This is a genomic window from Curtobacterium sp. MCPF17_051 (assembly GCF_003234595.1).
GTDB classification, from domain to species: Bacteria; Actinomycetota; Actinomycetes; order Actinomycetales; family Microbacteriaceae; genus Curtobacterium; species Curtobacterium flaccumfaciens.
Genome location: NZ_QKSE01000032.1, coordinates 1 through 13,410, shown reverse-complemented (window position 1 = coordinate 13,410; position 13,410 = coordinate 1). Strand labels below are relative to the sequence as shown.

General features: G+C 72.5%; 7 protein-coding genes, 1 tRNA gene and 1 rRNA gene. All 9 read right to left on the bottom strand.

Annotated features, from left to right (window positions below; all coding sequences use genetic code 11):
* On the bottom strand, positions 1-1,539 hold a 1,539-nt coding region (locus DEJ35_RS16885), incomplete at its 3' end, for a PIG-L family deacetylase (RefSeq protein ID WP_146244830.1).
* Positions 1,526-5,089 carry a glycosyltransferase gene (locus DEJ35_RS16880; protein ID WP_110862948.1) on the bottom strand — a complete coding sequence of 1,188 codons (3,564 nt, stop codon included), beginning with the start codon at positions 5,087-5,089 and terminating at the stop codon, positions 1,526-1,528. The genes DEJ35_RS16885 and DEJ35_RS16880, both read right to left, overlap by 14 nt.
* Positions 5,086-6,051, bottom strand: coding sequence for a glycosyltransferase family 2 protein (locus DEJ35_RS16875; RefSeq protein WP_110862947.1), 966 nt, complete (start codon positions 6,049-6,051; stop codon positions 5,086-5,088). Before DEJ35_RS16875 ends, DEJ35_RS16880 begins: the two co-directional genes overlap by 4 nt.
* Positions 6,048-6,992 (bottom strand): glycosyltransferase family 2 protein, encoded by a 945-nt coding sequence (locus tag DEJ35_RS16870; protein ID WP_258378522.1) that lies wholly within the window; start codon positions 6,990-6,992, stop codon positions 6,048-6,050. Before DEJ35_RS16870 ends, DEJ35_RS16875 begins: the two co-directional genes overlap by 4 nt.
* A gap of 368 nt (positions 6,993-7,360) precedes the next feature.
* Positions 7,361-10,126, bottom strand: a complete 2,766-nt coding sequence (locus tag DEJ35_RS16865) for a non-ribosomal peptide synthetase (protein WP_181435613.1) — start codon at positions 10,124-10,126, stop codon at positions 7,361-7,363.
* Between the two features lie 379 nt (positions 10,127-10,505).
* Positions 10,506-10,577: transfer RNA gene (locus tag DEJ35_RS16860), tRNA-Gln, on the bottom strand.
* A 45-nt stretch (positions 10,578-10,622) separates the two neighbouring features.
* Positions 10,623-11,699, bottom strand: a complete 1,077-nt coding sequence (locus DEJ35_RS16855; RefSeq protein ID WP_111193207.1) for an NAD(P)/FAD-dependent oxidoreductase — start codon at positions 11,697-11,699, stop codon at positions 10,623-10,625.
* A 6-nt stretch (positions 11,700-11,705) separates the two neighbouring features.
* The gene (gene gltX / locus DEJ35_RS16850) at positions 11,706-13,193 is read right to left on the bottom strand and encodes a glutamate--tRNA ligase (RefSeq protein WP_111193206.1); all 1,488 of its coding nucleotides are present in this window, start codon (positions 13,191-13,193) and stop codon (positions 11,706-11,708) included.
* Between the two features lie 114 nt (positions 13,194-13,307).
* A 5S ribosomal RNA gene (rrf, locus tag DEJ35_RS16845) occupies positions 13,308-13,410 on the bottom strand; the annotation flags it as partial.

The following is a 13,410-nucleotide window of genomic DNA, read 5'->3' as shown; positions in this document are numbered from 1 at the left end:
CGGCGCATCCGGGTACCCGCTCACCACACCGTCGACCGCCTTCACGGCCGTCTGACCATCAGCCGGGTTCTCCGCACTCGCCGTCACCGACGCCGAACCCGTCACGTCCGTCCGCGTCGGGGTCGGCGTCGGCGTCGTGTCGGCCGGGGCCAACGCGCGGATCTCGGCGAGGCCCACGTTCTGCGTCCCGCCACTGACCGACGTCACCGTGAACCGCACCCACGTGACACTGCGTGCCGCGAACGTGACCCGCTGCACCGCACCACCGTTGCTCAACGCCGGCACCTGCACACTCGAGCCGTCCGAGAACGTCAACGTCCCGCCCAGCACCTGGTCCACCGCGTTCGGCCGATCAGCGAGGTCCACCGCGTCCAACGCCGTCGCCTTCGCCCAACCGAGCTGGATCCACGTCCCCGCACGACCGGACGGCGCGACCCACTCCGCCGTCGGCGCATCCGGGTACCCGCTCACCACACCGTCGACCGCCTTCACGGCCGTCTGACCATCAGCCGGGTTCTCCGCACTCGCCGTCACCGACGCCGAACCCGTCACGTCCGTGTGGGTGGGGGTCGGGTCCGTGGGGTCGGTGGGGTTCGTCGGCACCGGCGAGCCGGCGGTGTACTGCCGGCTGAGCCACGAGGTCTCCGGCCGCGCCGAGCAGGCCTGCCACGACGCGCACGTCTCACCGTCGTGGGCGGCGTAGGTGAAGAACGCGTCGGCCTTCGCCTGCGTCTGGGCCGTCGTCAGGTTCGCCGGACGGTCGGCGATCGGGTATCCCATGTACCCGGTTAAGTCGTGCGCGCCGGTGTACTGCCGCTGCACCTGGTCGGTCAGGTACGCGACCGTGTGGTGGTCGCTGTGGTCCCCGTCGCCGTACTCGCCCTCGTGGTCGAGGGTGTGGATGTCCGTCGGTGCGAAGTCCTGCACGATCCCCTGCAGCGTCGCCCGGAGCTGCGCGAGCGTGTACGTGGCGCTGTGCGGGGCGTCGGCGACGGTCTGCAGGGTGTCCATGTCGCCCGTGTACAGGCGCTGGAGGCTCTCGTACCCGTTCGCCCAGAAGCCGTTGCCCTCGACGTTGCCGTCCGGCAGGTCCATGAAGACCAGGCTGATCCGCGGGTCGGCGGTCAGGGTCTCCGTGAGCAGGGTCCGTCCGGCGACCGTCGTGGAGCCGGTCGTCGACGCCGGGTCGACGCCGGCCATGCTCGCGTAGGCGGCCATCAGCCCGACCTGGCGTTCCTGCCAGTACCAGTCGGGCTTGCCGGCGTCACCGGCGGTGACGATCACGGAGCGCACGCAGCGCCCCGCGTCGATGTCCTTCCGCAGGTCCGTGCCCTGGAAGAGCAGATCGTCGTCGGGGTGGGCGACGACGTTGAGCACCCGCCCCGCGCTGCAGTCCGCGGCCGCAGCCACGGCGGGCTGGACCGCGAGGTTCGGCGCGACCAGCACGGCGAGCACCGTGGCGACCACACCCGCGACGGACGCGACGGTGGCCCGTCGCGTCCGTCGCGGTCTGTCGGAGGTCGGTTCAGTCGGTCGCATGGCGCAGGCCCTCCGTCGTCAGTTCGTACATCGCGGTGGTTCCCGATGACCAGACCCGCTCCCAGTAGGGCGAGGACGCCATGGCGGCGGCGAGCTCCTGGTAGTCGGCGTCGCTCTGGTAGCCGTACCGCTCGTCGTAGGCGCCGAAGGGCTCCGCGACCAGGGCGTAGTAGCCGGTGGCCGACCAGTTCACGACCAGTTCCCGCGTCACGTTCGACAGGTCGGCCTCGGCGTCGTAGCCGCCGGTCGGGTCCGGGTACGGGCCGAGAGCTTCGCGGGACAGGTAGCCCACGTCGAAGTACCGTGCGCCGGTGTTGCTCGGGACGGCGTTGGCCGAACCGGTGAGCAGCATCACGGAGCCCGCGGGGGCCGTGCGGTCGTAGTACTGCGTCGCCGCGGACTGGCTCCGGGTCATCACGCGGTTCCAGTCGAGCGAGGTCTGCCCGAACGCACCGATCGCGACGAGCGCCGCCACCGCTGCTCCGGCGACCGCGAACCGCACGGCGGACGGGCGCATCCCCCGCTGCAGGACCGTCCCGACCGGGGCGAACCGACCGGCGGGCATCGGGAGCGCCGCCGCCAGGATCGCGATCCACGGCGTCGCGAAGAGCACGACGCGGAAGACGCCCTCCTGGCCGTAGTTCGTGGCGACGAGCAGCGAGATCGGGCTCGCGGCGGTGGCGAGGAGCGCCCAGTGCGTCCGGTCGCGTCGCATCAGCACGGTCACCAGGGCGATGAGCCCGAGCACCACGAGCGCGGCTGCCGGGATGTCGAACGCCAGGCGCGTGACGAGCGGCTTCGGCAGGACGGTCATGTCGTGCGCGGGCGGCTGCACGTTGTCGAGCACGCGTCCGACCGCCGCGAGCGACAGGAACCGTCCGAGGATGTCGCCGTTCAGCGCGGCGAAGACCACCGCCGGCACGAGCACGACGACGGGCAACCACCAGGGGCGGAGCATCCGGAACACGATGAGCGTGACGAGTGCGGCGACCGTCAGGTACGGGGAGATCTGGTGCGTCACGGCGAGCACGATGCCGATGAGGGTGATCGCGATGATCCGCGAGAGCCCCACCCGCCGTGCCCGCGGCTTGGCGGCGACGGAGCCGTCGGCGGTGGTGACGGCGGCGTCGCGCAGCGGTCCGGTGGCGAGCACGAGGATCACGATCGACATCAGGATGCCGGTCGACTGCGGCGAGAAGTACGTGGTGTTGAGCGAACCGGTCATCGCGGTCAGCAGCGCTGCGATCCACGGCCGACGGGCGCCGGGCAGCCAGTGCGCCGCCAGGACCCCGACCGCGATGGTCGTGCTGAACGCGAGCAGGACCGGCACCCAGGCGGCGATGAGGATCGTGTTGACGATGCCCCCGACGTCGGCGACCCAGGCAGCGCCGGCGAACAGGCCGGACCAGGTCTGGAAGATGTCGGCCGACGGGTTGGTCCCACCGAACTGGCGGATGTACTCGACGACACCGATGTGCCGCGCGGCGGCGGTCACGGTGGGCACGCCGTACGTGATCGCCTGGGCGAGCTGCACGACACCGCCGAGCACGACGACGGGCACGGCGAGCCCGCGACCGCGCACCAGGGCGATGACCGCGGCGGCGACGACGAGCGCGAGGCCGACGACCAGGCCGGGGCCGAGCGAGCCGAACAGGCCGGCCGGCACCGGGTCGCCCATGTGGGTGAGCGCGGCGACGACCACGACGACGAGCCCGCCGAGCGAGAGCGCCGTCACGGTGGCGGTCGTGCTCCACCGGCGCCGGGCGGTCTCGCGCTGCACGAGGCCGGTGCGACGGAGCTCCACCAGGTCACGCGGTACCGAGACGGCGAGCGCCGCCGCGGTCAGCACGACGACCCCGACGAAGGGGACCGTCGGCGCCCAGACGTGGAAGGTCGCCATGGTGTACCCGATGCCGATCGTGCCGACGAGCGATCCGGTGACGGCGAGGACGGTGAACCTTGCGAGGGACATCGGACGGACGAGCAGCATCGGGGCCACCCCGAGCAGGGCGAACAGGAAGACCGCGACGGCGCTCGCCCGCAGAGTGGGCAGCTCGACGACGCTGCCGACGGCGGCCAGCACGAGCGTCAGCACGACGATCGCGGCGGCACCGAGTCGGGCCGCCGGCCCCATCGCGCCACCCGAGGTCGGTCGTGCCGGACCCGCGGTGTCGAGGCCGCGCTGCAGCTCGTGACGACCGTGCGCCGTGCGGTCGATCGTTCCCGCGCCGCCCATGCGTTCACGGAGCGCCAGGAGCGGAGCGGTGAGCACGGAGCGCCGCTCGACGCGACGCAATCGACGCTTCGTCGCCGCGAACTCCGCGTCGACCGCGTCGACGGCGTCCGCGCCGCGCGCGGCGTCCGTCCCGTGGCCGTTCGCCGGAGCAGCGGCGTCAGCGTCGTCGACCTGCTCGAGGCCGAGGCGAGCGAAGGCGCTGATGGCCTCCGGCGCCGCGTCCACCGAGGCGGTCAGCGTGTCGCGGTCGAGTGCGTTCTTGGTCATCCAGGCTCCGAGTCCGTGGCCGTGCGCGGCAGCGGCGGCGCGGAGCGACGCGACGTCGTCCGCCGATCGCTGCCACGCGATCGCGGCCGGTTCGACGGCGATCGCGGATCCGGCGAACAGCAGTCGTGTGAAGAGGTCGAGGTCGTCGCCGCCGCCGACGCGGGTGCCGGGCCCGAAGGCGGTGTCGAACCCGCCGATCCGGAGCGCGGTCGCGCGGTGCACGGCGAGGTTCGCGCCGGTGCCGTAGGCCGAGGCCGCGAAGGGGTGCAGGGGGAGGTCGTCCACCGGGTCGTCGAGCCGGAACACCCGGCGGCGGACGGTCCGCCCGCCGGGTGTTCGGTCGTCGTGCCAGCGCTGCGCCGGTGTCCGGAGCTCGGCACTCGGCACGAGCCCGGTGACGCAGGCCACGTCCGGGTCGTTCGCGAAGGCACGGGCGATCGCGGCGATCCAGCCGCCGTCCACGACGGCGCCCTCGTCCACGAACGCGACGACGTCGCCGGTCGCGACGAGCAGGCCCGCGTTCCGCGCGGCGGCGAGGCCGCCGTCGGGCGCGGGGATGGTGGTGACGCGGCGTCCGCCGATGTCGACGGTCGCCACACCGCCGTCGTCGGCGCCGTGCGAGACGACGACGACGTCGAAGTCGGGGTGCCCGTTCGCGAGCACCGACCGCATGGTCGTGCCGGCGGCACCGTCCGTGCAGAGCACCACGGTGACGGACGGCAGCACCAGACCTGCTGCCGGCCGACGCTCGGGTGCCGGCATGGGCCGGATCGCGCGCTGCAGCGCACGGACGTCGATGGTGCCGCCGATGCGGCGGCGTTCGGTGATCTCGGCCTCGACGAAGCCGAGCGGCTCGCCGTGGTCGCGGACGAGCAGTCGGGCACGCCCGTACCCGGTCGATCCCTGCAGGGCGATGACGTCCCGGTGGCTCGACGCGTGCACGTCGGCACGGTCGACCTCGCCGACCCAGAGCGCGCCGTCCCAGGTGGGGACGAGCGGCCCGGTCACGACCGGCGAGAGGACCATCGCCAGGGTCGCGCGGGTCACGGTGTGCCCACCGGCTGCGGGAGCGGTGCGGGTGCGGGCGGGGTCCGCACGACGACGGTACCGAGGACCCGGCCGACGGCGTAGCCCGCGACCGTCGAGACGACGGAGAGCGCGATGGCGTACGCCCGCAGGCCTCCGCCACGACCGACGTGACGCAGTTCGCGCAGCACGGCGCCCGGGATCACCCGGGTCAGGTAGGTCGACTCGCTGGCGAGCGAGTCGCCGGTGCCGACCCGACGGCTCAGCACGGCCTTCGAGATGCCCTCGTAGTAGCTGCGGCGGCGCAGGTAGCGCATCGTCACACGGTCCGGGGAGACCCGGTGCGAGACGTTCGAGCGCGGTTCGTGCCGGATCCGCGCGCCGGGGCGGGCCTGGGCGATGCGGATGCAGAGTTCGGTCTCCTCGCAGCCGAGCGGCTGGTTGCCGACGCGGCCGATGCCGGAGCGGAAGCCGCCGGCGAGCAGGATCGCGTCGCGGCGGAACGCCATGCTCGACCCGATGACGTTGCGGACGTCGCCCGGGGTCTCGGGCAGCCCGCGGTACGAGCACCCGACGATCCAGAGCAGTTCGTCGGCGTACGGGCCGGGGCCGGTCGCGGTCGGCCACGACGGTGTGGCACGACCGCCGACCCCGACGACGTCGGGGTCCTCGAGCGCGGTGAGCATGTGTCCGAGCCAGTCGGGGTCCGCTGTGGCGTCGTCGTCCAGGAACGCGACGACGTCGGCGTCGGTCAGGGCGACACCGGTGTTGCGGGCTCCGGAGAGTCCGCGGTCCTCGGTGTTCGGGACGACCCGGAGTTCCGGCCAGCGTGCGGCGGCGCGGGCCAGGAGCTCGGGCTCGTGGTCGATGACGACGACGACCTCGGGGCGCTCGGGCTGGCGCTTGGCCGACTCGACGCTGTCCTGCAGGTCGCCCCAGCGCTGCTGGGTGTAGGCGCAGATGACGACCGCGACGGTCGTCACGCGACGTCCTCCTCGAGGGCGACGACGGACGCCACGACGGCAGCCCCGGCGACGGCGGACGCAGCGACGGGGGTCGCGACGGACGCAACGACCGGCGTCGCAGCAACCGGCGCAGCAACGACGGGCGCAGCAGCCGGCGCGGCGAGCTGCTCGGCCGGCGGCACGACGCTCATCGCCGCGCGACGGACCTCGGCACGGCCGATGGCGGCGCGACGACGCTCGTGCATGATCGACTTCAGCACGCGGATGCCGTCGGTCACGGCGTTGAGGTTGCTGGAACCGTGCACCCGGAGCTTCTCGTGGCTCGGCACCTCGGTGATCGCGAGCTCGGCGGCCGACCAGCGGCAGGTCAGGACGGTCTCGATCTCGAACCCGTCGCCCCACAGCATCGAACCGTCGGCCGGCTTCGGCAGCTCGGACGACAGCAGACCGATCTCCGGCAGGACGTCCGCCCAGAAGGCGTTGTAGCCGTAGCAGAGGTCGCTGTAGCGGGTGCCGAGGATGATGTTGCAGAGCATGTTCAGGCCCCGGTTGCCCATGTTCCGGACGATCGTGATGTCGTCGCTGCCACCGCCGAGCGAGTACCGCGTGCCCTTCGCGACGTCGGCGCCGTCGACGAGCGCCTGGACGAACCGCGGGATCTCGTCGGGGTCCGCGGAGCAGTCGGCGTCGAACATGACGACGATGTCGCCGGTGACCGCCTCGAAGCCGCAGGCCAGGGCGTTGCCCTTGCCCTTGCGGGTCTGGTGCACGACGCGGATGTCGGGCATCACGCGCTGGGCGGCGGCGATGGTGTCGTCGACGGAGTTGCCGTCGACCAGGATCACCTCGTACACGGGCGGGAGCTTCGGGAGGATGATCTCGAGGTTGCGGGCCTCGTTCCGCGCCGGGATGACGACGGAGACCCTCGGGTCTGCAGGGCGAACGGTACGTACGGGCATGGCGCGGTCCTGTCGGGTCAGGGTTGCTGTCGGGTGGTGGCTCGTCGAGACGAGCGGCGCGTCCTCGGATGACGCATCGACGACGGTGACCGTCGTCGGTCGAGCAGCGGGACGCGGGTACGACGCCGCCTGCTTGCCGCGGGTGAGTGGGTACTCTCCCCCGCGGTTCCAACCATCGCCGTGGCCAGCGGGAGGGTCAATGCGCGGTGCGGTCCCTTGCGGACACCCGGGTGCGGATACGGAAACCCGCAACGGTCGTGCAGGTTGGCGGTCCGGCGCGGCGGCCGGAGGGTGGTGGACGCATGACGAGCGGACGGGAGGCGCGGTGCCAGCCGGCACCGCGCCTCCCGTCCGGTCGTGGGCCGGTCTCAGACCTGCGGCACGTCCGGCGTCTCGAAGGCGGCCCGCAGCGCGACCGCCAGCTCGGCGACGTGCGGTTCCCGCAGCAGCGACGTGTGCTCGCTCGCGATCCGCACCATCTCGGTGGGCCCGCGAAGCAGGGCGGACCACCCGGCGGCGTCGGGGTTGGCGTCGGCGAGGACGTAGGTGGCGCGCCCGTGGAACGGCGTCGGGTGGTGACGCCTGGTGACGATCTCGGCCTGGTCGAAGAAGGCGTCGAAGTCCTTCTGCCCACCGTGCCGCAGCACGCCGGCGGTGTACGCACGGAGCCGCTTGGCGAACAACGCGCCGTACGGCACACCCGCGGGCAGGACCCGCCTGACCGCGCGGTCGAGCCCCCGCTGCACGGCCCGGACAGCGGTGTTCGGTTGGTCGCGCGGCTCCATCCGGCCGAAGTGCAGGCGGGCCTGTTCGGACTTCGTGCGGGGCAGGTAGGTGTCGAGCAGGACGACGTGCTCCACCTGCTCGCCGCTCTCGGTGAGGAGCCGGGCGATCTCGAGCGCGACGAGTCCGCCGAGCGAGTGCCCGACGAGCAGGTAGGGGCCGCGGGGCTGCACGATGCGCATCAGGGCGAGGTAGCGGCGGGCGCTCCGCTCGATGTTCCAGTCCGGCATCCCACGGCGCTCGAGCGCGTGCTGCTGGAACGCGTACAGGTCGTGCGCGGGCAGGTGCCGCGAGAGCGGCAGGAACGTCAGCGCCAGGGCACCGCCACCGGCGAAGCAGAACACCGGCGGACGGCCGCCCTCGCGCGCCTCGGACACCTTCACGACGTCGGGGTGGCTCGGGAGCGCGCTCGTCCCGCTCCGCACCCGTCGGGCGAAGGCGCGGAGCGTCGGGTGCTCGAGCACGTCCGAGGAGCGCAGGTCGACGCCGAGGCGGTCCTGCACGACGGCGAGCATCTCCTCGGCGGACAGCGAGTCGCCGCCGAGCGCGGAGAAGTCCTCGTCCAGGTGCACGCCCCGGAGCCCGAGCACCTCGGCCCAGATCTGCCCCACGACGAGCTCCCACTGGTCGTACTCGCCCTCGACCATCTCGGTCTCGACACTCGGCGCCCCGGGGAGTTCGGCCCGGTCGACCTTGCCCCGCTCGTTCCGCGGCAGTTCGGTCATCGGCACGATCGACGCCGGCACCATGTACTCGGGCAGCCGGTCGCGGAGCGCCCGTCGGAGCGCACCCGGTGCCGGGGTGCGGTGTCCGGGGCGACCGACCACGTAGGCGACCAGCCGGGTGACGGAGCCGGGGTCGACCTGAGCAGTCACGACCGCGTCGTGCACCTCGGGGACCGCGCGGAGCGCCGCCTCGACCTCACTCGGCTCGACCAGGTAGCCACGGACCTTCACGGCGTCGTCGGAGCGGCCGAGCAGCACGAGCCGGCCGTCGGGGTCGACGCGTGCCAGGTCGCCCTGCCGCCAGCTCGGGGTCCCGACGGGGATGCCGGCGCCGGCCTCGGCCTCGCCGGTGCGTCCGGCCCGTTCGGCGGTCTTCTCCGGCGCGCCCCAGTAGCCCGCGGTCAGGGCGTCGGAGACCACGACGAGCTCGCCGGTCTCCCCCGGGTCGGCGGGGCTGCCGTCCTCACGGAGCACGAGCACCGTCTTGCCGGGCAACGGCCAGCCGGCCGGCACGACGCCCACGGGCACCGGCTCGCCCGGGGTCACCGGGCAGTACGCGACGCAGGCGGTCTCGCTCGAGCCGAAGGCGTTCAGGAGCAGCGTGTCCGGGTCCAGGTGGGGTCGAGCCGCGGCGAGGTCGGCGCCGGTGACGGACTCGCCCGTGGTCATCAGGAAACGCAGTCCGCCGAGCACGGGTGCGGTCCCGGCGGCGGTCCCGTGCGACCCGGGGGCGTTCTGCGACCCGATGATCGAGCGCAGCAGGTGCGGGGTGCAGACGAGCACGTTCACGTCGTCGTCCCGGAACCGCCCGAGCAGCCGCTCGACGCCCAGTTCACGCGGCTCGAGCAGCACGATGGTGCCGCCGCAGAGCAACGTGTCGAACGAGAACAGGAGCCCGGCCGCGAACGACAGCGGCAGGACGACCCCGAGCCGGTCGCCGGGGCCCAGGCCGAGGGCGACCGCGTCCTGCTCGGCGTCCGCGATCTGCTGCCGGTGCGTCAGGACGACGCCCTTCGGCATGCCGGTCGAGCCGGAGGTGAAGACGATGGCGAAGGGGTCCCGCCCGCCGGGGCGCACGCCGACGGTGTCCGTCGACGGGGCCGCGCCGGGTCCGCCCGCGTCCAGCAGTTCGCCGAGTGCGTGCACCCGGCCGTCCCGCTCCGCGACCACGTCGGCGGCCAGCGCCGCACGTTCGGTGTCTGCGACGATCTCGTCGACGCCGGCGAGCCGGGCCACGTGCGCCAGGCGTGCTGCGGGCAGGTGGTCGTCGAGCACCACCACGGTCCGTCCGGCACGCACCAGCGCGAGGACACCGATCACGGCCTCGGTCGACTGCCCCGCCATCAGCCCGACCGGCTTCGACGCCCCGCCCGGGGTGTCGCCGACGCCGGCGCCGCTGCGGTCGTCGGGTCGGAGCGTCACGGCCAGGGCTGCGGCCAGCGCGCGCGAGGCCTGGTCCGCTTCGGCGTAGGTGTACGGACGGCCGTCCCCCGCGAGCGCGGCGGCGTCGCCCCGGAGTGCCACCACGCGGTCCCAGCGGTCCAGCACGGAGTGGTCGGCCGCCGCGGGCACGGCTGCGGGGTGGTTCCAGGGATCGACGGTCGTCAGCGGGTCGACGGAGGTCACGATGACACCTCGGGTGCTCAGCAGCGGACCGCCACGATTCCCGCGACGGTCTTCCGACCGTAGGTCCGGGCTCCCCCCGCCCGCGAGCAGGCGACGGCCCGGTGCGGGGAACCGCAACCGGCCTGGAGGCGCGGCCTGCGCCTGCCACGGACGGTACGACTCCGGAACGACCGGACCACCGCCGTGGTCGCCTTCCGCACGTCGGCTGCACTGGCTCGGGGATCGTGCGGTTCCGCGCAACCTCCGGATCAGCCGTGGCGTGACCGTGGATGAGCCGTGCATGGCCGATGAGGACGCTCGGAACCACCACGGCCGGGAACGAGAACGGCCCGGGAACGAGAACAGCCCCCGGGAGTTCCCGGGGGCTGTTCATCGAGTGCTGGGGTACCTGGACTCGAACCAAGAACGACGGTACCAGAAACCGCTGTGTTGCCAATTACACCATACCCCAAAAGGCCTGTCGGCCTTCTGGCCCGGTCACCCGGGGCACGATCAACTACTGTACAGCATCCCGGAGGTCCGCAAGACCACCCACCAGGTCTCGGTGCACGGCGGCGGCGGTCGCGGCTCCGTGTCCGGCGGCGACGATGAGCTGTTCCGGCCCGGGAGGCGTGACGTCTCCCACGGCGTAGAGCCTGGGGACGGACGTCCGGCCCACCCGGTCGACCACGAGGAGTCCCTGCGTGTCGCGCTGGAGCCCCCCGAGCGCTTCGGGCGTGTCGCCGCCCGCCGCCGTGTTCCCGCCCGTCGCGCTCGTTGCGCTCGTGTTCGTGTTCGTGTTCGTGTTCGTGTTCGTGTTCGTGCTCTTGGTGGCGCTCGTGCGCAGCCAGTCGAGGTCGGCGTGCCACACCGGTCGGACGAACCCACCGGTCCGTGGCTCGACGTGGCCGTCGGCGAGCCGCACGCCGGTCATCCCGGAGCGATCGCCCTCGAGGTCCTCGACGACCCGCTCGTCCACGACGACCCCCGCCGACGCCAGCCGAGCGCGGCCCGCGTCGTCGAGCGGCGCCACCCCGTTCGTGTAGACGATCAGGTCGTCGGTCCAGGAGGCGATGAGCAGGGCGCGGTCGACGACGTCGTCGGTCTCGCAGATGAACGCGAGCGGCTGCCCGGCCTTGTCGTACGCATCGCACTCGACGCAGCTGTGCACCGCCGTGCCGTAGAACGCGCGGAGCATCGGCAGCGCCGGGAACTCCTCACGCAACCCCGTCGCCACGACGACCGTCCGGGCGCGGGCCTCGAGCTCGGTGCCGCGCCACGAACCGTGCACCCGCCAGGTGTCCGTGTCGGGGTCCGGGGCCACCAGGTCGACGACGGACTGCACGACCGTCGCTTCCGGGTACCCCTCGACCTCGGTCCGCCCGAGCTTGCGGAGCTCGAGCGGCGAGATGCCGTCCCGCGTCAGGAACCCGTGCGACCGCAGGGTCACGGCGTTCCGGGGGCGGTTCGCGTCGACGAGCAGCACGGTGCGCTTCGCCCGGACCAGGTTGAGCGCAGCGCTCAGCCCGGCCGGACCAGCGCCGATGATCGCGACGTCGTGCACGACCGGGACGGTGTGCGCCGTGCTGGTCACGGTCGGTCAGCGCGCCGCGAGGGCGCGGAGCCGGGTCAGGGTGGACTCCTTGCCCAGGATCTCCATCGACTCGAACAGCGGCGGGCTGATCCGGCGTCCGGACACCGCCACGCGCAGCGGGCCGAAGGCGACGCGGGGCTTCAGGCCGAGCTCGTCGATGAGGGCCGCACGGAGCGCGCCCTCGACGGCCTCGGTGGTCCAGTCCTGGACGCCCTCGAGTGCCGCGGTGCTCGCCGTCAGGACCGTCGCCGTGTCACCCTTGAGCGAGGCCAGCCCGTCGTCCTCGACCACCAGGTCGGCGTCGGAGGTGAACAGGAACCCGAGCATCGCCGGTGCCTCGCCGAGCAGCTGCATGCGCTCCTGCACGAGCGGAGCCGCCTTGGTCAGGACCTCGAGCTGCTCCGGGGTCGCCGGGTCGCTGATGAACTCCGACAGGTACGGCAGCAGGCGCGACCGGAAGTCCTCCGGCGCCAGCAGACGGATGTGGTCCCCGTTGATCGCCTCGGCCTTCTTGTGGTCGAAACGGGCCGGGTTCGGGTTCACGTCGGTGACGTCGAACGCCGCGACCATCTCGTCGATCGAGAACACGTCGCGGTCGGGTCCGATCGACCAGCCGAGCAGCGCCAGGTAGTTGACGAGCCCCTCCGGGATCATGCCGGCGGCACGGTGGTGGAACAGGTTCGACTCGGGGTCACGCTTCGAGAGCTTCTTGTTGCCCTCACCCATCACGTACGGCAGGTGCCCGAACACGGGGATGGAGGGCGCGAGGCCGATCTCGTACAGCGCCTCGTACAGGGCGATCTGCCGCGGGGTCGACGACAGCAGGTCCTCGCCCCGGAGCACGTGGGTGATGCCCATCAGGGCGTCGTCCACCGGGTTCGTGAACGTGTACAGCGGCTTGCCGTTCGGACGGACCACCACGAAGTCGGGGAACGTGCCCTGCTTGAAGGTGATCTCGCCGCGCACGAGGTCGTCGAAGCTCAGGTCACGGTCGGGCACTCGCAGGCGGAGTGCCGGCTCGCGGCCCTCGTCGCGGAAGGCCTGGCGTTCGGCGTCGGTCAGGTCACGCTCGTGGTTGTCGTACCCCTGCTTCGGGTCACGACCGGCGGCCTTGTTGCGGGCCTCCATCTCGTCCGGCGTGACGAAGGACTCGTAGACGTGGCCCGATTCCTTGAGCTTCGCGATCACGTCGTCGTAGATCGCCGTGCGCTCGGACTGCCGGTACGGTCCGTGCTCGCCGCCGGCGTCCACCCCTTCGTCCCAGTCGAGCCGGAGCCACCGGAGTGCGTCGAGGATCTGCGCATAGGACTCCTCGCTGTCGCGGGCGGCGTCGGTGTCCTCGATGCGGAACACGAGCTTGCCGCCGGTGTGCCGGGCGTACGCCCAGTTGAAGAGCGCGGTACGGATGAGCCCGACGTGCGGGGTCCCCGTCGGGCTCGGGCAGAAGCGGACGCGGATGTCGGAGCCGGAGGCGGTGGTGAATGGCGCAGTCATGACCCGTCAACCCTACCGCGGCGCCTGTCCCTCCCCCTGCCCTGCGGACGGGCCGGGAACGCAGAAAACCCCTGACCACGAATGGTCAGGGGTTCCCTGGTTCTTCTACGTTAAGTCCGGCGGCGTCCTACTCTCCCACAAGGTCCCCCTTGCAGTACCATCGGCGCTGAGAGGCTTAGCTTCCGGGTTCGGAATGTGACCGGGCGTTTCCCTCTCG